The organism is Pseudarthrobacter sp. PH31-O2, from assembly GCF_030063265.1.
In the GTDB taxonomy this organism is placed as follows: Bacteria; Actinomycetota; Actinomycetes; order Actinomycetales; family Micrococcaceae; genus Arthrobacter.
In genome coordinates, this window is sequence record NZ_JASIST010000011.1 from 13,258 (window position 1) to 38,247 (window position 24,990).

Sequence of the window (24,990 nt, forward strand, 5' to 3'; positions counted from 1 at the left end):
GGGTGCTGAAAACTGCCCTCAAACCCCGCTGGATCGCCGGACTGGTGTTCGCGATCGTCGTATCAGGGGTGTTTGTGCTGCTCAGCCAGTGGCAGTTCGGCCGCTCCACCAGGGCTGAGGTGACGGTCTCCGCCACGACCGAGGAACCCCAAGCCCTCACCACGGTGCTGCGGCCCGGCGATTTCTTCCCCGGTTCGGTCGCGGACCAGATTGTCACCGCCACCGGCAGGTACGATCCGCAGAAGCAGGTGCTCGTCCCGGGACGGCTGTACGACGGCGCCAAGGGCTACTGGATCGTTTCGGCCCTGGCCGTCCAGGATGCCCCCGTCCTGACCGGTTCCGCCGCCACACCCCAGACCTGGATCCCGGTCGCCCGCGGCTGGGTCGCCGACCCGGCGGACGCGTCCGCCCCGCCGTCGGGCAGTGTTGCCCTGACCGGACGGCTGCTGCCATCCGAGGCTCCGGTCCCCGGGACCGACGCCGGTCCCGGCCGGGCCAGCGCCGTCTCCGTAGCGGAACTCATCAACACCTGGGAAGTGAGCAGCTACCCCGGCTTTGTCACCGCGGGTTCGGAGCGTTCCGGCGGCAACGACGTCGGCGCGGCAGCCTCCGGAGGGAAAATGAAGCCGCTGAACATCGGGCCGCAACCGCCTGCCGAGAAGGTCAACTGGTTGAACCTCTTCTACGCCGCGGAGTGGGTGGTGTTCGCTGGCTTCGCGCTGTTCATTTGGTGGCGCCTGGTCAAGGACGACTACCGCCGGGGGCTTGAAGACGCCCTCGATGCGGAGTATGACGCCGCGGCGCTGCACCATCCCGAACCGGACCCCACCGAACCGGACCCCACCGAACCGAAAGTGCAATCATGATTGAGCCCCAGCCGGCCGTCCAGCCGCAGCAGTCCAACGTGCCGGGAACCGGGCGCGGCAAGAAGCGCCGATTTGGCGGCACCGAGGCCCAGATCCGCTCGGCGCTGAAGTTTTACAAGGTCCTCGCGTATATGACCGGCAGCATGCTGCTCCTGCTGTGCGCGGAACTTATTGCCCGGTATGTGTTCGGCCAATATCTCTTCGGCGGCGGGACCAACGCCGTCACCGGCCAGCAGTTCGGTTTCGGATTCGCCGACGCGGAGCCGCCGGGGGTGATCGGCGGCGTAAATCTGTCCGTCGCGGTGCTGATCGTGCACGGCTGGATGTACGTTGTGTACCTTATGTCCAACTTCCGACTGTGGTCGCTGATGCGCTGGCCGTTCGGGAAAATGATCATCCTGGCACTCGGCGGGGTGGTGCCCTTCCTGTCCTTCTTCGTGGAGAAGAAGTTCCACGCCGAGGTGGAGGTTGAACTTGCGGCGAACCCGCAGGCCCCCCAGCGCTATTGAGCGGCGCGGTGTGAGTTCGCTTACCCGGCGGCCCATCCGCGGTCCTGGCGGCTTCTCAATGTGCGGGCGGGCGGCGCCGCAAAGTACCCTAGAAGGGTGACTATTCCCACTGCATCCCAGACGTCCCACAAGCCCGTCCTGGTTGTTGACTACGGTGCCCAGTACGCGCAGCTGATCGCCCGCCGCGTCCGGGAAGCGAATGTGTATTCGGAAGTGGTTCCGCATACCTACAGCACCGAGCAGCTCCTGGCCAAAAACCCCGCCGCAATTATCCTCTCCGGCGGACCCTCAAGCGTTTACGCCGAAGGTGCCCCCACCGTTGGTTCGGACCTCTTCGAAGCCGGAGTACCGGTTTTCGGGATCTGCTACGGCTTTCAGGCCATGGCCAACGCCCTCGGCGGCGAAGTCGCCCAGACCGGACTCCGCGAGTATGGCGCCACCGAGACCACCACCATCGGCGAAGGCCGCTCCATCCTCGAAGGCATGCCGCAGCACCAGAGCACCTGGATGAGCCACGGCGACTCCGTGCACGAGGCGCCGGCGGGCTTTGAGGTCCTCGCGACGACGGCCGGCGCCGACGTCGCGGCTTTCGCGAACGAGGAAAAGCGCCTCTACGGCGTGCAGTGGCACCCCGAGGTCAAGCACTCGGCCTACGGCCAACAGGTCCTGGAGAACTTCCTCTTCAAGGGTGCCGGACTGGAACCGAACTGGACGGCCGGCAACATCCTTGAGGAGCAGGTTGAGCGGGTTCGTGCACAGATCGGCGATGCCCGGGTCATCTGCGGTTTGTCCGGTGGCGTTGATTCCGCGGTGGCGGCTGCCCTGGTCCAGCGCGCCGTCGGCGACCAGCTGACATGTGTGTTTGTCGACCATGGACTGCTGCGCGAAGGCGAAGCGGAGCAGGTTGAACGTGACTTCGTGGCGGCAACTGGCGTCAAACTCTATGTGGCCAACGAGCAGGAGCGCTTCCAGTCGGCCCTGGCCGGAGTGAGCGACCCGGAGACCAAGCGCAAGATCATCGGCCGCGAATTCATCCGTGCCTTCGAGGAGGCCGAGCTTGCGATCATCGCAGAGGCGGCAGCGCACGGCGAGAAGATCAAGTTTCTCGTCCAGGGCACCTTGTACCCGGACGTCGTCGAGTCCGGCGGCGGTGAAGGTGCCGCGAACATCAAGAGCCACCACAACGTGGGCGGGCTGCCGGAAGACCTGCAGTTCGAACTCGTCGAGCCGCTGCGCGCCTTGTTCAAGGACGAGGTCCGCGCCGTCGGCGCGCAGCTTGGCCTGCCGCAGGAAATTGTAGGGCGCCAGCCGTTCCCGGGACCGGGCCTTGGCATCCGGATCGTCGGCGAAGTGACGAAGGAGCGGCTGGACCTGCTGCGCAAGGCAGACGCCATCGCGCGCGCCGAACTGACCGCCGCCGGCCTTGACAACGAGGTCTGGCAGATGCCGGTAGTGCTGCTGGCGGACGTCCGCAGCGTCGGTGTTATGGGAGACGGCCGCACCTACGGTCACCCGATTGTCCTGCGTCCCGTTTCCTCCGAGGACGCCATGACGGCGGACTGGTCGCGACTGCCTTACGATCTGCTGGCCAGGATCTCCAACCGCATCACCAACGAGGTGGAAGGCGTGAACCGCGTTGTGCTCGATGTGACCAGCAAGCCGCCGGGAACCATCGAATGGGAATAGTCCCGTAGTGGGCGGATGAAATGGCCGGGCTCGTCGGGAGGCCGGCCATTTTCCGTTCGGTCGCCGCATCCCTGGACCGCCCGGCAGCGGGCGGCGGCGGCCCGCGGCACGAGCGGCGATGCTGGGAATTCGGTTTGAATTTGTGTCCCGCCAGTGTTGCGTCGCCTCGCCGGGGCCGGATTCGGGCTACCCTCGAAATTATGCCGGTATGGTCCAGGACGTCCCGCGCGGGCACGAAAAACGTGAGCAGAGTAAACGCAAGCACAGAAAAGAAGGCAGCAGTGTCAGTTGGTCAAGGCCACCCCGAGGGCTCCGAGGAGCTCAGGAAATGGCTGTCGGGGCTCAAGCCGGTCACCGGAGCAGACACCATGCTGCGCTTCACCAAGACGCCTGAGGGCTCCATAGACCTGACCAATGCCCATCCCTCCGGCATGGCACAGTTGATGGCCGGCCGACGCACCCGGCTGTCCACCTTGATCCGTGATCACCAGCAGTACGTTGTCGCCGCGAGGGCGTCCCGCAACCTGCGCTCCAAAATCTTCGAACTGGCCAATGACCGCGGCATCGATGCGGGATACTTTTCGGCGGGTACCGTCGTGTGGACCTCCGCAGTCGGCGGCAAACCGCAGCGCGTCTCAGCCCCGGTTATGCTCAGTTCCATCTCCCTCACGGTCCGTCCGGGCGAGGACGATTACGAACTGCAATTGACCGAACAGGCCAAGATCAACCCCGCCCTGATCCGGCATCTGAAGACCATCCACGGCATTGCTTTCGACGTCAACGCGGTAACCCGGATGGCGTACAGCACCGCCCGCTTCGATCCCCAGCCGGTCCTTGACCGCCTGAGCACCCTCATCCAGCCCATCTACGGCGCCGAGGTCGAGCACAACCTTCTGGTGTCCACCTTCGCGGACTTGTCCGGAAACCTTGAGGATCCATGGATCAACGAGAGCCATCCCCTAGTGGCGGCGTTGGGACGGGCCGCCGCCGGCCAGCCGTTGCAGGTATCCGAGCTTAAGCCCGGACGGTTCCCAAGCACCGATGAGCGGGATCCCGCGGATGAACTGTTGCTGCTCGACGCCGACACCGACCAGCAGTACGTCGTCGACGCCGTCCGCGCCGGGGACTCGCTGGTGGTCAGCAGTCCGCCCGGCACCGGCCAGACCCAGACAGCAATCAATACCATCGGGACCCTCCTCGATCAGGGTAAGACGGTTCTGGTGGTGGGGGACCGGCGAGCCAGCCTGGGTGAGATCTCCACCCAGTTGGAGACCCTGGGACTGGATTCAGCCCTGTTCCAGCTTGCCGGGAACGCCACTGCCCTGCAGCTGAAGGGCCAGCTCGTCAGGGCCATCGTGCGCAATGAGAAATCCCTCGAGCCCCAGCTCAGCAACCTTCACAGCACTTTGATTGAACACCGCCATGCCCTTCGGGACCATGTTGCCTCGTTGCACAACGTCCGCCAGCGCTGGGGATGCTCTCCGTACGAGGCGATGCAGTCATTGGCCGAGCTGACCTCCATCCAGCCGGCGCCGGCCACCACCGTCCGGCTCAAGCGCAGTGTGCTGGACAATATCCGGGACCGCGAGGAACTCGCTGGCCGGCTCCACCGTGCGGCCGAGCTGGGAAGCTTCAGCAGGGCCTCGACCACAAGTCCGTGGCATGGTGCCCGGCTGCTGACCCGGAAGGAAACCGAGGAAGCCCAGCAGGTGGCCAGCTCCGTGGCCAGGAAGCTGCCGGAACTGCGCGAGCTGATGAACGGTGTCGCAGAACACGCCGAAATCCGCCTGGGCCGTTCGTTTTCGGAGTGGGGGGACCAGGTTGAGCTGTTAGTTGCTGTTCGCGAAAGCCTGGATAAATTCACGCCGGACATCTTCGACCGTCCGGTCCACGACCTCATCTCCGCCACCGCAGCTTCCTCCTGGCGGCGCGAACGGAACATTGAGATGCCGTCCATGCAGCGCTCCCGTTTGCGCCGGGTGGCCAAGGAATATGTCCGGCCGGGTGTCCACATTGCCGACCTGCACAGCTCCCTCGTCCTCGTCCAGGAGCAGCGGGCCGCATGGGCCGACTACGCCACGACGCAGCGGCACCCTGCAGTGCCTTCCGGCCTGGGCGAGATCATCGCCCTGTACCGCGAGCTCGAAGCGGAGCTGGTCGAGCTCGGCCACGCCGTCAGGCACACCGCGGCGGGCGGTGAACTGCATGGCAGCCCCTACGAAGATCTTATGGAGCGGCTGGACGCGCTGGTTGCCGACACCGGGACGCTCGAAACTTTGCCGGAGCGGACCCTCCTGGTCGAAGACATGCGCGAGCATGGCCTGGGCGAACTGCTCGCTGACCTCGCCGAGCGTGAGGTGCCCGCAGGGTCTGTGGCCGCCGAGCTTGAGCTCGCCTGGTGGCAGTCCGCACTCGAAGCCATGATCAGCGGGGATGATTACCTGGCTATGTCCGACGGCGACGCCCTTCGCCAGCTCGAAGCGGAGTACCGCCTCGCGGACAACGCGCACATCGCCAGCGGCGCCGCCAGGCTGCGCTGGCAGCTGGCAGACCGCTGGCGGGCGGCCATCGCAGAACACCCGCGGCAAGCGGAACTGCTGCGCAGCCTGCTCAAGGATGGCCGGGTCACCCTCTCGGCACTGACGGGCCAGGCCCCGGACTTGCTGCCGATGCTGGTTCCGGTGTGGTCCGTCAGCCCTTACCTCCTGTCGGCGGTTTTGCCGGTGGAGCAAAAGTTTGATGCCGTTGTGATCCTTGACGCCGAGGCAACGTCGCTGCAGGCCGTCCTGCCGGCCGTAGCCCGCGCCGCGCAGGTTATTGCTTTTGGTGACGACCGGATTGCCACGCCGCGGACATTCACCGTCGGTGTCGAGCGGCTTGCGGCCGGCGAGAGCTCCCATCAAGGCGTCGAAAGCGCCTTCAAGGCACTCGCCGGTGTACTGCCCGTCTGGAACCTGCGGACGGTCTACCGCGCCGTGGATGAGGACCTTGTCCGGCAACTGAGCAAGGGCTTCTACGACGGCGGACTCCGCAGGTTGCCGGAGGGCCAGTCAGCCACCGGGCTGGACCGTGCCCTCACTGTGGAATACCTGCCGGACGGGACGGGCCTGCCCAGCGCGGACCAGGACGGCGTCGAATCTGTGGTGGCCGAGGTAAACCGGGCCGTGGAGCTTGTCTTCGAGCACGCCCGCCTCCGGCCGCGGACGTCGCTGGCCGTCGTCACCGGCAGCCTCCGGCATGCGGCGCGGATCGGCGAGTCGATCCGGCTTCAGCTGCCCAACTACCCGATGCTTGCCAGCTTTTTCACCGCCGGCGAAGAGTCCTTCCGGGTCGTGGATCTGGAACGTGCCCAGGGACTGGTCCGCGATCACGTGATCTTCTCGCCGGGTTACGGACGCACCCCGCACGGGCGTGCGCTGCATAGCCTGGGCCCGCTCTCCGTCGATGGTGGACGAGCAAGGTTTGCCCTCGCCATGACGCGGGCACGCCGGTCCCTGCACGTGCTCAGCTGCTTCCGTCCGGAGGACCTCGACGTGACCCGGCTGAGCCACGGCGCGGTGGACTTCTATGAACTGCTGGACCGGGAAATCGCGGGTAACTCCGATCTCGGAAGTCCCGCGTCGCGGGCTGCAGCCAGCGAACAGGCTCTCGGGGCCGACCCCCTCGTGGCCGACCTCGGGGACCGGCTGCGGGCCCGGGGCGCACGGGTCTGGCACCAGTACGACGGCGCGCTGAATATGGTGGCCGCGGCCGACCCGTTGAGTACCCTCGGACAGGACGATGCGGAGATTCCGCGGCCCGTGGCCATTGAGTCAGACGGCACCGAACAGTACCGAAAGCTCACCGTCCGGGAACGCAGCAGGCTCCGCCCGCAGCTGCTGGAACGACTCGGCTGGCGCTACATGCCGCTCTGGACCATCGAGGTGTTCACGGATCCTTCGGCCTGCGCCGACCGCATCGGCGGATATCTGGGCCTGGAAAAGCCGGCCGTGACGCACCGTAAACCCACATCGCCGGGGTTCTTCGACGACGACGTCGAAAACCTTGCCGTCAACGAAGCGCAAGCCTCGCGGGGACGGACGTCCGGCATACAGGACAGTGCGCCAGACTACAGAACAGACCAAGGCAGCAAGGAGGCCAGCGGCATGACTGCGGATGGCGATACCGGTAACGGTGGCGAGGCCCAGGACGACACCAGCGCCCAGGACAGCGGACCGGACAATGCGTCCGCGCAGTCGGCGTCGGCGGCATCCCCGTCCGGTGTGCTGCCGAACAAGGCGGCGGAGGATGACCCGCAGCGCTGGGGCGACGAGCCCGGCGGCTACGACCATGACTCGTGGCTGCAAGAGCAGAAGCCCCCGCACTGGGCCTAAGTCCTTTTCGGGCCTGCTCCGCCGGGGCTTTCGGACGGTGAAGCGACTAGCCGGGGACGGCCGTGACGAGGACGAAGAAGAGTTTTCCCTGCGTCGAGGCCCCTGCGAGCCGACGCGCCTGATCGGCGTCGGCGGCCACAACGAGGAGGCCCTCGTTTTCACCTGTCCCCAGCCATGGGCCGGCACGGCTGCCGTGCCCGGAAGTCCACAGCACGGGAACGGCAGCTGCCAGCAGCTGGGATGCGGCGGGCTGGTCGAAGCTGTTGCCGGTGGTGATGACTACGTCGACGAGTTGCCCGGGGGAGAGCAACTGGATCGAGGCCGGATCCGCCATCCGCAGGGGAACTGCGGCCGATCCCGGCGGCTCTCCAGCCAGCAGGCCAGGTCCCACTAGCTGCGAATCTGCGAGTAACTGGCCCTTGCGGAGGGCGACGGCAAGCTGCTGGCCTTGGAGGGAACCAGCGCTCACGAAGCTGCCCGCGGGAACCAGGCCCCTGGGCACGTGGAGGACCGTCAGGTCCTCCACTCCAAGGGACTGGCCGGCGGGGAGATCCCGGGCAGCAGCGAAGGCGGGGACAGTGTCGGCCGGCTCAGGTGTCAGTTGTTGAACCGTGAGGCCGGCGGCGATGCAGAGCAGCAGCGCCACGGCGAGCCGGCGGTTGCGGTTGAGCCATCGGACCAGCCGCCGGCGGGACGGCCTGCCGGCGGGTCTTCGGCCCCGCGGCGGGACTGCTGACTTTGAGGGTGCTGCCGGCGTGGACAGATCAAGGCGGCGTCCCGGGGATCGCCAGCGCCGGATAATAGAGGAGTGTCGCCACGGGTCGATACGGAAGATCTCAAAGAAATCTTCCGGTAGCTTCCATGTGGTCGGGACGGCGGTTCCAATGGGGGCCATAACCCGAAGCTACCCACCGGCGCGCACGCCTGGCAGTTACAGTTCGGTCTATGTGGACAAAGCGGTGTGACGGCCAGCGAGGAGTGGCAGCAGCACGGCCTTCGTAACGGCGCTAGCTTGCGGACGCGCCTGCCGGCGCAGTGGATGCAGCCGGTGCGGGCGCCGGCGTCGGCGTCTGTGAAACGGTGCTGCCCTTTGCGTCGCGCGAGTCCGTCCGGTAAAAACCGGAACCTTTAAAGACCACACCAACGCTGTTGAACTTCTTGCGCAGGGTCCCCTGGCACTCAGGGCAGGAGGTGAGGGTGCTGTCGGTGAAGGACTGCACGATCTCAAAGGCGTGGCTGCAGTCCTTGCAGGCGTATGCATACGTGGGCACTGGAAATCCTCCTCAGGGGCAAACGAGCAGGTCCCGTACCGCCGGTTCGGGATCCCGGCCGGTAGTTCTATCGGCGGAATCCGTCCCTTAGCAGTCGCAGGGCCTGAGTGCTAATTCTATCACCCCCGCGACCGGTCCCCGGCAGCCCGGTGCTGCAGCTGCACCACGCCGGACGGGGTCAGTGCGGCACCCACCTTCCGGTCGAAGGACTCCGCCGGGATGCTTCCGGCAGGGAGCACCTCGCCGTTGTACACAACGGCGGCTGCCGGCACCGGCGGCAACAGCCCGCCGTCGGACGTCGGCGTCCCGGGATACGGGAGTGCGGCCAGCTTCGCCAGAAATTTGTCGTAGTAGCCGCCGCCCTGCCCGATCCGGTTGCCGGAGTAGTCGACCGCGGTGGCCGGCAGGAAAATGCCGTCCGCGCAACGAATCACGGAAGCATCGTGTCGCTTGCCGGCGGGTTCCTGGATCGGCGCGTACCGGCTCCGCGCGAATCGGGAGGCCGGCGTCCAGTAGACCCAGCTCAGCTCCAGGCCGGGCTCGCAGACCGGAAGGAGCAGCCGATGCCCTTCCTGGTGGAGTGCTGCCAGCAGGGGAAGACTTGGCGGTTCCGACCCCACACCAAGGTAGGCGGCAAAAGTGCCGGAGCGGCCGCCCGCCAGGCGGGCTGCCCAGGCAACGCCGTACGTGGCGATTCCGGCACCGGCGGTCGCCAGGGCCGCCGGCGTCAGTGCAGCTCGCCGGGCCCGGTGGCTGGCCCGGGTCTCTTCCTTCGATGCCACGATGCCTTGTCCCTCCGCTGGTGCGGCCGGCAAACCGCGGTTGGTGCCGGTCGGAAATGATTACCTAATGCTTGGTCCCTCCGTTAGATTAGTCGAGTGACTACACCCAACGCTCCCGTCCGCAAGGCCGTCATCCCCGCAGCCGGCCTCGGAACGAGGTTTCTTCCGGCGACCAAGGCCATGCCCAAGGAAATGCTGCCGGTCGTCGACAAGCCGGCCATCCAGTACGTCGTGGAGGAAGCAGTCAACGTCGGTCTGACCGACATCTTAATGATTACCGGCCGCAACAAGCGCGCGCTGGAGGACCACTTCGACCGCGTCCCTACCCTGGAAGCCACCCTTCAGGCCAAAGGAGACACCGCGAAGCTTGAGTCCATCCAGGCGGCCAGCAACCTTGGTGATATCCACTACGTGCGCCAGGGCGACCCGCTGGGACTGGGGCACGCCGTCCTGCGGGCAAAGCAGCACGTGGGGTATGAACCGTTCGCTGTCCTGCTCGGCGATGACCTGATCGATGCCCGCGATGAACTTCTAAGTACCATGATCGAGGTTCAGGCCAAGACCGGCGGGTCGGTGATCGCACTGATCGAGGTGGAGCCGTCAGCGATCAGCGCCTACGGCTGCGCCGACGTTCAGGCGATCGAGGGCGAAGAGTACGTCCGGATCAAGCACTTGGTAGAGAAGCCTGACGTCGAGGATGCCCCGTCCAACCTCGCGATAATTGGGCGCTACGTCCTCCACCCGGCTGTCTTCGAGGTACTGGAACGCACCGAGCCGGGACGCGGCGGCGAAATCCAGCTCACCGACGCGCTGCAGGAACTTGCCTCCGGTGACGGTGACGGCTACGGCGTGTACGGCGTTGTCTTCCGTGGCCGCCGCTATGACACCGGCGATAAGCTCAGCTACCTCAAAGCCTGCGTCCAGCTCGCCTGCGACAGTGACGACCTGGGCCCAGGCCTGCGGGAATGGCTGCCCGGCTTCGCTGCGAGCCTTGCTCCCAGCCTGACCAAGTAGCTTCGGTGGGGGGCAGCTTCCACTGGCCGGTGACGCTGGAAAGCGGCGAGCTTGTCTTGCGCCCGATTCGGCACCGGGACCGCAAGGAATGGACGACTGTCCGCTCCCGCAACAGTGAGTGGCTGGCCCCTTGGGAGGCGTCGAACCCGGAGCCTGGCGGTGGTCTGCCGGACTACCGCCAGATGGTGCGGTCCCTCAAGGCGCAGGCCGCGCAGGGTGTTGGCCTGCCCTTCCTCATTACGGCGCGGACCGCCGGCTTCCGGGAACCCGTTATTGTGGGACAGCTGACGGTTTCGTCTATCGTTTGGGGTTCGGCGATGATGGCCACTCTTGGATACTGGGTGGACCGGGACCGGGCCGGCCAGGGCATCGCCCCGACAGCCGTGGCACTGGTGACGGACTATTGTTTCCAGAGCCTCGGGCTGCATCGGATGGAGATCAACATCCGCCCCGAAAACGGACCAAGCCTGCGCGTGGTGGAGAAGCTCGGCTTTCGCGACGAGGGCTACCGTCCCCGGTTCCTGCACATCAACGGCGAATGGGCGGACCACCGGAGCTTCGCGCTGACCTCTGAAGAAGTGCCAGGCGGGCTGCTGGCACGCTGGCAGCAGCCCGGACCCAAGTGAGCGGCCGGGCCTTTACCGACAAGCCCGCACGGCATAAATCCAGTCAATTGCCAGTTACCCGGCGACACACCGGGGACAATGCCGCTCCGAGCAGCGCATTGCTCATACGGTTTTGATGTGGACTTCCCTCTTAGCAGCTCTGTGATCCTTGTCATTGCTGTTGCGCTCTGGATTGTTTGGGTTGCTCCGTACATCCTCCGGAACGGACGACACCACCTGCAACCCGTGGGCGAGCTCGTGGCGGACGTCATTGATCTAGAACCAGCAGCCCCGCAAGCCGGGAAAGTCATGAAGATGACGGCCCAGCAGGAGAAACCCATGACCAGCAGCCAGCGCACCGAATCCGTCCGGGGAACTACCCGGCTTGACGGCGGCCGTGGGCCTGCCGCTACGGGCCCGGCTTTCAAGATACATTTCGGTCGGCTGGCCCTCGCGCTGGCCGGTTCGCTCTCGCTGCTGACCGGCGTGGTGTCCGCGCTGTTGGGGGTCTTTGGCCTCGTTTCACTCTGGGCGCCCGTTATTGCACTGCTGGGCACGGCAGCGGCCGTAGTTGTCCTCCGCGGACTCGCGGTCCGTGACCGTCGCCGTAAGGTGAACGCTGCCTTCCGCGCGGCGATGAGCGCTCCGGCGCGCCAGGCAGCGCCGGCCCCGGCGCGCACACCATTGCGGCAATCGGCGGGGGAGCCCCGTGAACGGGCCGAGAACCCGCTCTTTGACGCCCAGGCAGACGATGTTGAACACCCCCCGGCACCGAAGCCGTTGACTGCCCAGGACCTCCGCGAGGCGGCCATCGCGGAAGCTGCGGCTTCGGGCGACACGTCCGTCCGCCGCGCCGCGGGGACCCCGGGTGTTGGAGAATCCAGCTGGAAGCCGGTGGAAGTCCCCAAGCCAACCTACGTGGAGGCGCCGAAGGCCCCCCGTGCCGCTCCTGAGCCGCTCGACCTGCCCGAAGCCCCGAAAGCTGTTGGCAAACCCTCGCTGAAGCAGGGCGTGGTGCAGGCGCCCGCCGGCACCACAGATACGGACTCTGAACAAAAGCCCCTCGGCAAGGCGCAGAGCGCCCTGAGCAACCTCGACGACGTCCTGCAGCGGCGCAGGGCCTGACCACTCGTTTCCGAAGCCCCGGGCTGCTCGCAGTGGCCACCCGGGGCTTTCCTTTTGTCCCGGCGCGTCCGGCCGGAACGGCCGGAACCGGCAGGTCCAAAACGGCCGGAACCGGCAGATCCAAAACGGCCGGGAACCGGGCGCCGCCCGGTAGCCTCAGGGCATGACAAGAATTTGTGTAGCCGGCGGAACCGGCCAGGTGGGCCGGGAAGTGGTGCACCAAGCTGTCGCCGGCGGACACGTGGTGACATTCCTCAGTCGGAACCCGCCTGAACCCGGCCCCAACGTCCGGACCAGCGGCGCGGAATACTTTCCGGCGGACGTCGCCACCGGGGCGGGACTGGCGGCAGCGCTGGCCGGCGCGGATGTTGTGATCGATTGTCTGGAGGGGCGGGCAGGCAATGCCCTGACGCATTTCGCCGACGGCGGCGCACGCCTGCTTGCGGCTGCCCAGGACGCCGGTGTGGCGAGGGCTGTGCTGCTCTCGATCGTCAATTGTGACCGCAGCGCCTTCGCGTACTACGCCTCGAAGGCAGCCAAAGAACAGGTCTACGCGCGGGCCGGGATCGATAGCGTCACGGTCCGGGTGACACAGTTCCATTCCTTCCTCGCGACGATCTTCGCGGCGGGCTCGAAGCTGCGCGTCATCCCGGTCGTCGACGGCGTTAGGTTCCAGCCCATTGCGCCAGCCGACGCCGCGGCTGCCCTGCTCGAGGCGGCGCTTGAACCTTCGGCAGGCAAGCGGCACAGTCTCAGGACAATTGGGGGCCCGGAAATCCAGGACATGCGGGACTTCGCCCGGCAATGGAAGTCTGCGACGGGGTCGCGTGGACTTTTGATCCGTCTCCCGTTGCCTGGGGCACTGGGCGAATACCTGCGCGCAGGCCTGAATGTGGTGCCGGAACAGCGCCGCGCCGGTGAAACTTTTAGTGGCTGGTTGGCAAAGAAGCCAGATAGTTTGTAGCCTAGGGACACCGGCAACGCCGTTCCATCTGGACCGGCGTTGCTTCGGGGCTATAGCTCAGTTGGTAGAGCGCTTCGTTCGCATCGAAGAGGTCAGGAGTTCGAATCTCCTTAGCTCCACAACAAAAGCCCTCCAAGCTGCGGAAACGTTCGGTTGGAGGGCTTTTTCCTTGCCCCGGCTATTGGGCGGCACCGGCTCCGCCAGCCGCACAAGCCCTTGGTTCCGACGGTCACCGAGATGTATCGTTGACTATCGTTGTATATCGTTCGCGATTGACTCAAGGAGAGCATAATGCGCAATTCATACCCGGCAGGCGGATTTCGCGGCAACAACATTGACGGCATGTGGGAGGCCGTTGAGGAGTTGCGTTCACGGTTTGAGAAACGCTCCGGCACCCGCGCGGGCCGTGGCGAAGTGCGCTCAGCGGTGCTGTCGCTGCTCGCTGAACGGCCCATGCACGGCTACCAGATCATCCGTGAAATCGAGGAGCGCAGCGGCGGTAGCTGGAAGCCAAGCGCCGGCTCGGTTTACCCGACGCTGCAGCTGCTGGCCGACGAGGGGTTCATTAAGGCCGAGGAATCCAACGGACGCAAGATCTACTCGCTGACCGAAGCAGGCCGGGAGGATGTGGCCGGTGCCGGCGCGTCAACGCCCTGGGAGTCAACAGCTCCGGCGTCGGGCCCGGCATCAGGCCCCGGTTTCGGAGCGCTGCCCAAGGCCGGCATCGAGCTAGCGCAGGCTGCGACCCAGGTGGGGCGCACCGGCTCGCCGGCGCAGGTGCAGGAGGCCGTGCGGGTGCTCGACGAGGCACGTCGCCGGCTCTACTCGATCCTCGCCCAGGACTGAGGGGAGTGGCGTCGGTTCGCCGAACCCGGGCCGATGCGGGACCAGGCGCCGGGGACATCCGGGCCCGCTACCGTCGCATCCTGCGCTTTGCCGCGTGGCATCTTACGGTGACCTGGTGGTTCGAGCTGTTCCTGCCGCGCCTCGGGCTGGCCAGGATTGCCGAGCGGACCAGAACAAAGAGGATGCGGCGCTTCGCGCAGCGTTTCCACGTGCTCGCGGTGGACCTTGGCGGCCTGATGATCAAGGTTGGTCAGTTCCTGTCCTCCAGGCTGGATGTCCTCCCGCCGGAGATCACCAAGGAGCTGGAGGGACTGCAGGACGAGGTGCCTCCGGTTTCGTTCGCCGCGATCCGAACCCTTGCAGAGGAGGAGTTCGGCGCACCGCTGGAGCTGGTGTTCGCCTCGATCGAGGAGACGCCGATCGCCGCGGCGTCCCTCGGCCAGGCGCACCGGGCGAGGCTTCTTCCGGGCGATGCCGCCGACACCGGGTTGGACAGCGTGGTGCTTAAAGTGCAGCGTCCCGGCATCGACGCGATTGTCGACGTCGATCTGGCGGCATTGCGAAAAGTAGGCGGCTGGCTCAGTCACGTGCGCCTGGTCTCCGATCGTGCCGACATGCCGGCCCTGGTCGAGGAGTTCGCGCAGACCAGCCTGGAAGAAATCGACTACCTGCACGAGGCCGCGAACTCAGCGCGCTTCGCTGCTGACTTCGCCGACGATCCCCGGGTGAGTGTGCCGGAGGTCGTCTGGGAGCGCAGCACCCGACGGGCGCTGACCCTGGAAGATGTCACGGCGATCAAGATCACCGACTCCGAAGCGCTCGTTGCGGCGGGCATCGACCCGGCACAAGTTGCCCCGGTTTTCGCGTCGGTGATGTTTGACCAGATGTTCACGAACGGCTTTTTTCACGCCGACCCGCATCCGGGCAACATTTTTGTTACTCCGGCTACGGACCCCGCAGCAGAGCGCCCGTGGACGTTGACTTTCATCGACTTCGGCATGATGGGTGAGGTGACGGCGAGTACCCGCGGTGGCCTGCGGAAGCTGCTCATCGCGGCCGCTTCACGTGACGGCCAGGGGTTGGTGACTGCAATCCGCGACGTGGGTGTGCTGGTACCCAGCGCCGATACGGTCGAACTTGAGCGGGCGATGATTCACCTCTTTGCCCGGTTCGGCGGGATGGGCTTCGCCGAACTCCGCGAGGTGGACCCGCGGGAGTTCCGTGATTTTGCGGTCGAGTTCGGCGACGTCGTCCGCTCCTTGCCGTTTCAGTTGCCGGAGAATTTCCTGCTAATCATCCGGGCGATGTCCCTGACGTCGGGGGTGTGCAGCACGCTGGACGCCCGCTTCAATTTGTGGGACACGGTGGAACCCTATGCGGGCCAGCTGTTGCGCGACGAGCGCGGCAACATTGTGCAGGATGTGGCCCAGCAGGCGTTCGACACCGCCGGGTTGGCCCTGCGCCTGCCGAAACGCCTGGACGGGCTCCTGACCCGGCTGGAAGACGGTTCACTGGCGGTTGCCAATCCGCGCCTGGAGCAACAGGTAAAACGGCTAAACCGCTCGGCGCAGCGGATCGCTTCGGTGTTGATATTCGGTGCCCTGCTCATGGCCGGTTCCGTGCTCCGCGCGGACGACACGGTGCTCGGCAATGTACTCCTGGCCGCTTCGGTGCTTCCGCTGCTGCACGGATTGTGGGCGGGGCGCAGCGGCCTCTGAGCTGACCGGCACCCGGCTATAGGCCGGGGGTGCGGATCAGCGCTGATTCCGGCGCTGCATAGGGGCTCCCAGCGCGCTGCGGGACGCAAATCGCTCCACGACGAGGGTTTCGAGTCACAATGCCATAACTCTGCTCTCGCCCCGCTGCGGCGGGGCCGAGGCCTGACGAAACCCTGCGCACGAGGCCCCCAAACCTCACCTTTACGCCCTTAGCGAACGCGCCGTTGTTAGTGTGAATGAGTCGAAACAGATGCGCAGGAGCCGGACGGGACGCCAGTCCGGCTGCAGCGAAGGCAACTCGCCAGTGAGCTGCCGGTCCCCGGGAGCACAACCCACGACCTGCCCAGCAGGAACGAGCCGCGAAACGCGGCACACGCCGTTGGTTTGCTTGCCGCATTCGACCAGACCCACCGTTAACGAAGCATTCACACACGACAGTGCCAGGCTAGGGCCGGGAGCTGTCGCGTAGACAGGCCAACAGTGAGCGAAAATATTGCAGTAAGCGTCAAGAACGTCTTTAAGGTTTTTGGCAAGAAGCCCCTCGAAGCCGTGCGGCGGCTGAAAGCCGGACAGACCCGCGACCAGGTGGCCTCCCTTGGAACCGCTGCTGTCGTGGACGCCTCTTTTGAGGTCAGGGCCGGTGAGATCTTTGTGGTGATGGGCCTTTCGGGCTCCGGCAAATCCACGCTGATCCGCATGCTGAACGGGCTGTTGCCCGCGTCCGCTGGCTCCGTTGTTGTCGACGGCACGGACATATCCCAGCTCGCCGGCGCGGCCCTTCGCCAGGTACGGCAACGGAAAATCTCCATGGTTTTCCAGCATTTCGCCCTGATGCCGCACCGCACCATCATCGAGAACGCGGCCTACGGCCTGGAAGTACAGGGCGTTGCCAAGGATGCCCGCCTGGCCAAGGCAAAAAAGATCCTGGCACTGGTCGGCCTCGCCGGCTGGGAGGACAAGTATCCGTCCCAACTCTCCGGCGGCATGCAGCAGCGCGTGGGACTCGCTCGGGCCTTGTGTGCAGAAACCGAGATCTTGCTGATGGACGAAGCTTTCTCCGCGCTTGATCCGCTGATCCGCAGGGAAATGCAAGAGCAGCTCCTGACCCTCCAGGCCGATCTGGGTAAGACCATTGTCTTCATCACCCACGACCTCAACGAGGCTATGTTCCTCGGCGACCGGATCGCCGTTATGCGCGACGGGGAAATCGTTCAGATCGGGACCCCCGACGATATCCTGACCCAACCTGCCAACGACTACGTGGCCCACTTCGTCAAAGATGTCGACCGCACCCGTGTGCTGACTGCAGGCTCGGTGATGGAACCCGCCCGGGCAGTCGTAAATCTCACCGGCGGACCCCGCAATGCCTTGCGCGCCATGCGGGATCTGCAGACCTCCGCCGCGTTCGTCGTCGATAAGAGGCGCAATTTTCACGGCATCGTGCGGGACCGCGATGTAATGCAGCTCGTTGAAGCCCGCAGCCCGGAACTGTCAACGGTGATTCGAAACGCCGCCGACTTCGTTTCTCCGGACACTGCCCTCGCGGACTTGTTCGGCCTGGCCGTGGAGAGCCCGATTCCGCTCGCCGTGGTCGACGACGCCGGTCGGCTGGTCGGGGCGATCCCGCGGGTGACGCTGCTGGCCGCCTTGGGCAACGTGCCGTCCACCACGACGGGCATCCCGGTGGTGGAGAGCACCCCCGCACCGATTCCCGAGCAAATCATTACAGCCGCGCTCCAATCGACCTCGGCCGAAACCGCAGCAACCTTCGGAGGCGAAAAGTAGCCATGGACTCCATCCTTTTCAGAATTCCCCTAGGCGCCTGGGTGGACAGCGCCCTCGAATGGATCATCGCAACTTTCGGCGGATTCTTTACCGTGCTCCGATCAATCTTTCTGGCACTCTTTGACGGTGTCAGCTGGCTGCTGAGCACCCCGCCGTTCTGGACCGTCATCGTTGTCCTGTGCGCGCTGGCATTTTTCGCGCGGGGCTTCAAACTCGCACTGGGGTCCCTGCTCGGATTCCTCCTCATCTACGGGGTAGGGCAATGGGAAAACGCGATGGACTCGCTGGCGCTTGTGCTGGTGGCCAGCGCCTTGGCAATCGTGATCAGCGTGCCGCTGGGCATCCTGACCGCAAGGTCCTCGGGCGCCTCATCAGTGGTGAAGCCGGTCCTGGACTTTATGCAGACGATGCCGGCCTTCGTCTACCTGATCCCGGCGCTGCTGCTGTTCCGGGTCGGCGTCGTGCCCGGCATCGTGGCCACCATCATCTTCGCGATGGCACCAGGCGTACGGTTCACCGAGCTCGGCATCCGCGGAGTTGACCGCGAAGTTGTGGAAGCGGGACACGCCTTTGGCGCCAGCCCCCGGCGGATCCTTACCCAGATCCAGCTTCCGCTGGCGACACCGACGATTATGGCCGGCATCAATCAGGTCATCATGCTCTCCCTGTCGATGGTGGTCATCGCCGGGATGGTCGGCGCAGGCGGACTGGGCGGCGATGTGGTCAAAAGCCTCAGCCGGATTGACGCCGCGCTTGGCTTCGAAGCCGGGATCTCGGTGGTCATTCTGGCCATCTTCCTGGACCGGGTGACAGCCAGCCTGGGCCGCCGGGCCGAAGCCACCACCAACTGAATGCCGGGAGGCAGTTCAGCCCACCTACCGAAAGACTCCCGGAGGCATTCACTCGCACCCGGGACTGGGCCGCGCTTCGGCGCGGGATCGAAAGGAAACACGTGAAATCTTCACCACTTATGCACCTGACAGCCTTTGGCGCTGCAGCACTGCTGACTCTCTCGGGCTGCGGCACCGGAGGCAGCGCAGACACCGACAGCAGTGGTCCCGGCAACGGCGACAAAAAAGATGTCAAAATCGCTGTTTTCAACGGCTGGGATGAAGGCATTGCCGCCTCTGAACTCTGGAAAGCCGCGCTGGAGGAGAAGGGCTACAACGTGTCGCTCGAATATGCGGCGCCGGCACCGGTCTACTCAGGTTTGTCAACGGGCGACTACGACGTCACCCTGGACACTTGGCTGCCTGTTACGCACAAGAGCTATATCGAAAAATACGGTGCTGACATGGTTGACCTTGGCTCGTGGAATGACGAAGCAAAGCTGACCATTGCGGTGAACAAGGACGCCCCCGTGGATTCCCTGGATGAGCTTGCCGCCAACGCAGACAAGTTCGGTGGCCGGCTCGTCGGGATCGAACCGGGCGCCGGACTGACGGAAGCCACTACGGACAAGGTCATCCCGGAATACGGCCTGCAGGACATGGAGTACCTGACGTCCTCCACGCCGGCCATGCTGTCCGAACTCAAGACGGCCACCAGTAAGGGCGAAAACATCGCGGTCACACTGTGGCGCCCGCACTGGGCCTATGACGCCTTCCCGCTGAAGGATCTCGCCGATCCCAAGGGCGCCCTGGGCGCAGCTGAAGGCATTCACAGCTTCGCCAGTAAGTCCTTCGATAAGGATTTCCCGGCCCTGGCCGGATGGCTGAAGGGCTTCAAGATGGACTCGGAGAAGCTGTACTCCCTTGAGAACGCCATGTTCAATGGAGAAAAGACTGATGATTACGGTCCCGCCGTCAAAAAGTGGATGACCGAGAACAAAGACTATGTTGCTTCGCTGACCGATTAATTCCTCGGTAGGCGGGCACTGGCGGAGAGAACGGTGCCGGTCACGGCGCCGCACGGCGGTTTCCGGGCACGGTTGGCCCGGGAACCGCCTCCGTTAACCGGCTGCCCTGCTGGAAGGCTGCCGTGGATTGCCGCGAAAATGCGGTTTTTGCACCGAAATGTGCGGTGCCATTGCACCAGTCCTCCGGTTCTTGTGCCAAGGTAGGATTCGGCACCCGCCAGGGTATGTCCTGGAACGGGCCACAGGCCCCGGATACGGAGTAATTTTGACGAACAATCACCCCCTCGACGCGGGTTCTGCCCGTCCGCGCCGCGGCACGAAGCTTGTGGCTGCAGCGGCCGCGGCGCTGGCCGGGTTGCTCACGGTATCCGGCTGCGCCGGACCCGCGACGCTGGCCGCCGAACGCGTGGTGGATACGACGTCGGTCGCCACCGGTTGGTTGCACACCGCTGGGGGCACCATCCAAGACTCGAACAACTCGCCGTTCGTTATCAAAGCCACCTCCTGGTTCGGGCTGGAGACCCCCGACTGCGTCCCGCACGGACTGTGGGGGACGCTGACGATTGATGAGGCACTGGCCAACATCAAGTCCATGGGCTTCAACACCGTCCGGCTGCCGTTCTCGAACGAGTGCCTGGCTGCGACGGCGGTCAAAGGAAACGTGAACTACTGGGCGAACCGCGCCTACAACCTCGAAGGCAAACGGCCCCTGGACGTGATGGACACGGTCATCGCCCGAGCCAAGGCTAACGGGCTGCAGATCATCCTGGACCGGCATCGACCAAGCAGCGCCGACCAGTCACCCCTGTGGTACACGGCTGCCGTCCCGGAGACGAAGTGGATCTCCGACTGGAAGATGCTCGCCGACCGGTACAAAAACGATCCCACCGTAATCGGGGCCGACCTGCATAATGAGCCGTACGGTGCGGCCACCTGGGGCCGCGGTTCGGCCGCCACCGACTGGCAGGCGGCGGCCACCCGGGGCGGGAACGCCGTCCTGGCGTCAAACCCGAAGCTGCTGATCATCGTTGAAGGCATCGAAAACCAGGGCGACGGGTCAGCGACCTGGTGGGGCGGTGGACTTTCCGACGTCGGCGCCAAGCCGGTAGTCCTTAACACGCCCAACCGCGTGGTGTACTCCCCGCACGACTATCCGGCATCCCTCTACGCGCAGAAGTGGTTCAGCGACGCGAACTACCCGAACAACCTGCCGGCCGTCTGGGACAAGAACTGGGGCTACATCCAGAAACAGGGCATCGCCCCGATTTTGCTCGGTGAATTCGGCTCTGCCCTGGCAACAGAATCGGACAAACAGTGGATGAGCTCGATCGTCTCCTACCTGGCCGCCAACAAGATGAGCTACGCCTACTGGTCCTTCAACCCGAACTCCGGGATCACCGGCGGCCTCGTCAAAACGGACTGGCGCACCCCGGAGACCACTAAGCTCGCTGCCCTCGCGCCGATTCTGACCGGAACGCCGGTTATTAACTTCCCGTCACCGTCCCCGTCCCCGTCACCGTCCCCGTCCCCGTCAGCGACGCCGAAGCCGACTGTGGCGCCGAAGCCGACCGCGACGCCGTCAGCGACGCCGACCCCGACAGCATCCCCGTCCGGTGCCCCTGCCATCACCGCAACATGGAAGGCCACCAGCTCATGGAACGGCGGGTACGTTGCCAGCCTGGAAGCCACAGGCCTCCGGATAGCGCCCAGCTGGTCGGTGTCCTGGAAAGACCCCAATGTCACCAAGGTGGTCAACTCATGGGGCGTAAAATGCACCATCGTCCCCAAGGCGTCGGTTAGCTGCACGGGATCCGATTGGGCCGCTTCCATTCTGCCCGGTCTGAAGCGCACTGCAGGGGTTCAGCTGGACTCCTTAAAAGCCCCGGTCAACCCGGTGCTTACGCTTAAATAGCTGCGAGCGGGAGCGTCGCGGCGCTGCCGGACCCTCCCGCTGCCCCTTGCGGACCCACCCTTGCGGCCCGGAACGGGTGCGGCAGCCGGCCCGGGTCACTGCCCTGGTCCGGTATGCCGATATCCTGTTCGATAAGACGAGGAGAACCATGACCACCCTGAAGGAACGCCTGCATGCCGACGTCGTCGGCCACATGAAGGACCGCAACAAGGTTGCACTCACCACGGTGCGCAACGTCCTGGGTGAAATCGAAACACGCGAAAAGTCCGGTAAGACCCCTATCGTGTTGGACGATGCCCAGGTGACATCCCTGCTGCAGAAGGAAGCCGCCAAACGCCGCGACACGGCCCGTATTTACATCGAAGCGGGGGAGTCGGAGCGGGCCGCCGCCGAAATCGCAGAAGCCGAAATCATCGAGGCATACCTGCCGCAAGCCCTGAGCAAGGCCGAAGTGGAAGCAATTGTCGATGAGGTCGTCGCTTCCCTCACGGCTGACGGCAGTGAACTGACCATCCGCCAGCTGGGTGCCGTGATGAAGCCAGTGACGGCGAAGGTCGCCGGACGTTTCGACGGCAGGGCCGTCAGCGAGATTGTGCGCAGCCGCATCACGCAGTGAATAACAAGCGGATGACCGGGCGTGCGGTGAGCTCGCCCGGAGTGAGCCCCCAGCGGCCCCCTGTATCCTGAGAGGGTGCCCCGCATGGCGGTCCCGCGGGCTTCCGCCGCAAACGTCAGTCTCCGATCCGCCCCTCGGACTCTGGGATTGGAACTCTTATTACTACCGCCGTTCCTGGCCGCCCGCCGGCACCCCTAACGCTGGCCCGCAAGCCCCCTCGGGCACCGGCACCGGATGATCCCGCCGTCGTGACGTGGGCCGAGGCCGGCCAGGGCAAGACCGCCCACTGGCGCTCAGCGAACGGCAGGCCGGCGCCGTCGCGTATCGAGGTGGTCACCGATTCCCTGACAGCCGATGACGCGAACCGGATGGCGTCCCAGGGCATCGCGATGCTCTGGCACGGTGACTTCCACAATGCGCGTCAAATCCTCAACGCCCTGGACCGGCGGCTTGGGGCCGGGAAAAAGAAGGCCGCTGCCGCACCTGCCGATGAGTTCTACCGCCACAGGCAGTCCCGGTCGCACCGCGCACGCGTTCTCGGCTTGTTGCTGATTCCGCTTGATCCGGGCCCGGTGGTGCCGCTACGGCGCGCCCCGGACATCCGCGCGGCCGCCGAGGCGGCATACGGGACCATCAGCGAACCGTCGGTGGTGTCGCTCCATGAGCTGGTCGGGGCTATCGGAGCGCACGAGTGGCGGCGGAACGGTGTCCACGTGGACGCCCTGCAGGGCCGCATCCATCCGCACTACGGCACGTTTTTCCCGACCCGCAGTGAGTACGTGGACCTGGTGGCCGCGGCCGCGCTGCCATCGCACACGCTGGCGTTCGACGTCGGCACCGGCACCGGGGTACTGGCAGCTGTCCTCGCCCGGCGCGGCGTCCAGCGTGTGCTGGCAACCGACAATGAACACCGCGCGGTCGCGTGTGCCCGCGAAAACTTCCGGAGTCTGGGGGTCGAGGACCGTGCCGAGGCGGTCCTGACCGATATGTTCCCGCCCGGGCGCGCACCACTGATCGTGTGCAATCCGCCCTGGATTCCGGCGACGCCGCATTCGTCCCTCGACAACGCCGTCTACGACCCCGGCAGCCGGATGTTGTTCCGTTTCCTGAACGAACTTCCCGACCACCTGGAACCAGGCGGCGAAGGCTGGCTCGTCCTGTCGGACCTGGCGGAACACCTGGGGCTGCGGTCCCGTAAGGAACTGATTGACGCCATCGAGGCGGCCGGCCTGAAAGTACTGGAACGGCTCGACACCAGGCCAACCCACCCCAAGGCATCAGACCGCAACGATCCGCTGTTCGCCGCCCGCGCAGCCGAGGTCACCTCCCTATGGCGGCTCGCAATCCGTTAGTGCTGCGCCGCGCCAGACGCACAATTGCTGTTCCGAACCCATCACCAAGAAAGAACAACCCATGAGCCTGATCCGGCTGCAAGATGTCAGTGTGCGCTTCGAGAACACCCAGATCCTTCGCGAGGCGTTCTTCCGCCTTGAAGCCGGGGACAGGGTGGGCCTGATCGGGAAAAACGGCTCCGGCAAGACCACCGTCCTCAAGCTCATCCTCGACCAGGTCACACCGGACACCGGCACCGTCGCCCTGGAGCTGGATACCAAAGTGGGCTACTTCTCCCAGTTCTCGGAACTCAACGGTGAAGCGACCATCCTGGAAGTACTCGATGCGCTGTTTTCCGACATCAAGACGGTCGAGGCGGAACTGGCCGCCATCGATTCCGCCATCGCCGATGGTCCCGCCGAGAGCGAACTGGACCGGCTGATCAGCAGGCAGGCTGAGCTCTTCGAGGACATGGAACGGCTCGACGGCTGGGACTACCCGCGGCGCATCGATACCGTTCTGACCACCTTGGGCTTCGACGAGGCCCACCGCCGCTGCGCGATCGACGAACTCTCCGGAGGCTGGCGCAACCGTGCGGCGCTGGCCAAGATCCTGCTCGAAGGCCCCGACGTGCTCCTGCTCGATGAGCCCACCAACTTCCTGGACGTCGCCGGTGTCGAGTGGCTCGAAAGCTGGTTCCGGGACTTCAAGGGCGCCGCAATCATCGTCTCGCACGACCGGAAATTTCTGGACGCCGTGGTCACGCGGATCATCGAGGTTGAGAACTTCCACCTGCACGAATACCCGGGCAACTTCGGCGAATACGTGGTGCAAAAACAGTTCCGACTCAAAACCCTCGAGCAGCAGTTTGTGCACGAATCTGAACTGCTGGCCTTTGAAGCCGAGGGGATTGCCGACCGGCGCGAAGCCGCCAAAGCGGCCGGCCGCGGGCTGGGGAACCAGCTGGCCAAGATTAAGAAGTCCCGCACACCGCGTCCCGTCGACCAGATCGTCACGGAGATCTACGGCGGCCTGCACGTCAAGGACGTCCTCTGCCGTGTGGAGGGGCTGGGCAAGGCCTATGGGGACAAGCTGCTGTTCGAGAATTTGAGCTTCGAGATCCGGCGGGGGAACCGGATTGTGATCCTTGGCTCCAACGGCACTGGCAAGTCCACGCTGCTGAAGGTGCTGACGGGCGAAGAGCAGGCCGATTCCGGTGCGGTGGCCTGGGCCAAGGGTCCCGGTTTTGTCTCCTACAACCAGATGCTTGAGGACCTCGACGACGCCGATACGGTGTCGCACGCGGTCAATGCGCTGCCTGACAGCCTGGCCTTTAGCGCCACGAAGAAGTCCGTTAACCGGTTCCTGGCGATGTTCCAGTTCTCCGAGGCCGACCTCAAGCAGAAGATCGGGAACCTGTCCGGCGGGCAGAAGGCGCGCGTCGCCATGGCGCAGTGCCTCCTCTCCGGCGCCTCGGTCCTGCTGCTGGATGAGCCGACCAACCATCTGGACATGTCCAGCACCCAGGTCATGGAACGTGCGCTGATGCACTTTCCCGGTGCCGTGGTGGTGGTCAGCCACGACCGTTTCTTCAGCGAGAAAATCGCCAACCGCCACGTGGTGTTCGGCGCCGACGGCGCAGCCCCCGGTGAAATCGATGTCCGTGTCGCCTAGGTGTTCGTCCACCGGGGCATCCACCTTGCCGGCGGTTTAAACGCCCCGGGACTG

The 24,990-nt window shown here is 65.2% G+C and carries 20 protein-coding genes and 1 tRNA gene; 18 read left to right on the plus strand and 3 right to left on the minus strand.

Annotation, left to right across the window (positions count from 1 at the left end):
* The first annotated feature begins 2 nt into the window (after positions 1-2).
* The 4 genes from QMG72_RS15175 (at position 3) to QMG72_RS15190 (ending at position 7,434) form a co-directional block, all read left to right on the plus strand.
* Positions 3-866, plus strand: coding sequence for an SURF1 family protein (locus QMG72_RS15175; protein WP_226774001.1), 864 nt, complete (start codon positions 3-5; stop codon positions 864-866).
* Positions 863-1,375 (plus strand): DUF3817 domain-containing protein, encoded by a 513-nt coding sequence (locus tag QMG72_RS15180; protein WP_226774000.1) that lies wholly within the window; start codon positions 863-865, stop codon positions 1,373-1,375. Before QMG72_RS15175 ends, QMG72_RS15180 begins: the two co-directional genes overlap by 4 nt.
* Positions 1,376-1,471: 96 nt before the next feature.
* Positions 1,472-3,061, plus strand: coding sequence for a glutamine-hydrolyzing GMP synthase (guaA, locus tag QMG72_RS15185; protein WP_226773999.1), 1,590 nt, complete (start codon positions 1,472-1,474; stop codon positions 3,059-3,061).
* A 281-nt stretch (positions 3,062-3,342) separates the two neighbouring features.
* On the plus strand, positions 3,343-7,434 hold the full coding sequence (locus tag QMG72_RS15190; protein WP_282359698.1) for an AAA family ATPase: 4,092 nt from the start codon (positions 3,343-3,345) through the stop codon (positions 7,432-7,434).
* A 46-nt stretch (positions 7,435-7,480) separates the two neighbouring features.
* Here QMG72_RS15190 and cpaB read toward each other — a convergent pair whose 3' ends face one another.
* From cpaB to QMG72_RS15205, 3 genes are all read right to left on the minus strand, one after another.
* A complete protein-coding gene (cpaB, locus tag QMG72_RS15195) occupies positions 7,481-8,329 on the minus strand; it encodes a Flp pilus assembly protein CpaB (RefSeq protein ID WP_348774698.1) in 849 nt (282 codons plus the stop codon).
* A gap of 112 nt (positions 8,330-8,441) precedes the next feature.
* Positions 8,442-8,705, minus strand: a complete 264-nt coding sequence (locus QMG72_RS15200; RefSeq protein ID WP_226773997.1) for an FmdB family zinc ribbon protein — start codon at positions 8,703-8,705, stop codon at positions 8,442-8,444.
* A gap of 119 nt (positions 8,706-8,824) precedes the next feature.
* Positions 8,825-9,487, minus strand: coding sequence for a 5-formyltetrahydrofolate cyclo-ligase (locus QMG72_RS15205; RefSeq protein WP_283480959.1), 663 nt, complete (start codon positions 9,485-9,487; stop codon positions 8,825-8,827).
* 96 nt (positions 9,488-9,583) lie between these two features.
* Between QMG72_RS15205 and galU the strand changes: the two genes are divergently transcribed.
* From galU to QMG72_RS15275, 14 genes are all read left to right on the plus strand, one after another.
* The gene (galU, locus tag QMG72_RS15210; RefSeq protein ID WP_282359696.1) at positions 9,584-10,501 is read left to right on the plus strand and encodes a UTP--glucose-1-phosphate uridylyltransferase GalU; all 918 of its coding nucleotides are present in this window, start codon (positions 9,584-9,586) and stop codon (positions 10,499-10,501) included.
* A 5-nt stretch (positions 10,502-10,506) separates the two neighbouring features.
* Complete coding sequence (locus tag QMG72_RS15215; protein WP_282359695.1) at positions 10,507-11,127, plus strand: GNAT family N-acetyltransferase; 621 nt, start codon at positions 10,507-10,509, stop codon at positions 11,125-11,127.
* 117 nt (positions 11,128-11,244) lie between these two features.
* Complete coding sequence (locus tag QMG72_RS15220) at positions 11,245-12,231, plus strand: hypothetical protein (RefSeq protein ID WP_283480960.1); 987 nt, start codon at positions 11,245-11,247, stop codon at positions 12,229-12,231.
* Between the two features lie 163 nt (positions 12,232-12,394).
* A complete protein-coding gene (locus QMG72_RS15225) occupies positions 12,395-13,195 on the plus strand; it encodes an SDR family oxidoreductase (RefSeq protein ID WP_282359693.1) in 801 nt (266 codons plus the stop codon).
* Positions 13,196-13,241: 46 nt separating this feature from the next.
* Positions 13,242-13,314: transfer RNA gene (locus QMG72_RS15230), tRNA-Ala, on the plus strand.
* A 172-nt stretch (positions 13,315-13,486) separates the two neighbouring features.
* Positions 13,487-14,041, plus strand: a complete 555-nt coding sequence (locus QMG72_RS15235) for a PadR family transcriptional regulator (protein WP_226773991.1) — start codon at positions 13,487-13,489, stop codon at positions 14,039-14,041.
* A 5-nt stretch (positions 14,042-14,046) separates the two neighbouring features.
* Entirely contained in the window at positions 14,047-15,759 is a 1,713-nt protein-coding gene (locus tag QMG72_RS15240) for an ABC1 kinase family protein (protein ID WP_282359692.1), read from the plus strand.
* 480 nt (positions 15,760-16,239) lie between these two features.
* Positions 16,240-17,544: a quaternary amine ABC transporter ATP-binding protein gene (locus QMG72_RS15245; RefSeq protein ID WP_226773989.1), complete on the plus strand. Its 1,305-nt coding sequence runs from the start codon at positions 16,240-16,242 to the stop codon at positions 17,542-17,544.
* A 2-nt stretch (positions 17,545-17,546) separates the two neighbouring features.
* Positions 17,547-18,395, plus strand: coding sequence for an ABC transporter permease (locus tag QMG72_RS15250; protein ID WP_226773988.1), 849 nt, complete (start codon positions 17,547-17,549; stop codon positions 18,393-18,395).
* Positions 18,396-18,514: 119 nt separating this feature from the next.
* Positions 18,515-19,402, plus strand: coding sequence for a glycine betaine ABC transporter substrate-binding protein (locus tag QMG72_RS15255; protein ID WP_283481011.1), 888 nt, complete (start codon positions 18,515-18,517; stop codon positions 19,400-19,402).
* A 265-nt stretch (positions 19,403-19,667) separates the two neighbouring features.
* The gene (locus tag QMG72_RS15260; RefSeq protein WP_283480961.1) at positions 19,668-21,314 is read left to right on the plus strand and encodes a cellulase family glycosylhydrolase; all 1,647 of its coding nucleotides are present in this window, start codon (positions 19,668-19,670) and stop codon (positions 21,312-21,314) included.
* 148 nt (positions 21,315-21,462) lie between these two features.
* On the plus strand, positions 21,463-21,930 hold the full coding sequence (locus QMG72_RS15265; RefSeq protein WP_226773985.1) for a GatB/YqeY domain-containing protein: 468 nt from the start codon (positions 21,463-21,465) through the stop codon (positions 21,928-21,930).
* A 248-nt stretch (positions 21,931-22,178) separates the two neighbouring features.
* A complete protein-coding gene (locus QMG72_RS15270) occupies positions 22,179-23,282 on the plus strand; it encodes a N5-glutamine methyltransferase family protein (protein ID WP_283480962.1) in 1,104 nt (367 codons plus the stop codon).
* 61 nt (positions 23,283-23,343) lie between these two features.
* Entirely contained in the window at positions 23,344-24,936 is a 1,593-nt protein-coding gene (locus tag QMG72_RS15275; RefSeq protein ID WP_283480963.1) for an ABC-F family ATP-binding cassette domain-containing protein, read from the plus strand.
* Positions 24,937-24,990 lie beyond the last annotated feature (54 nt).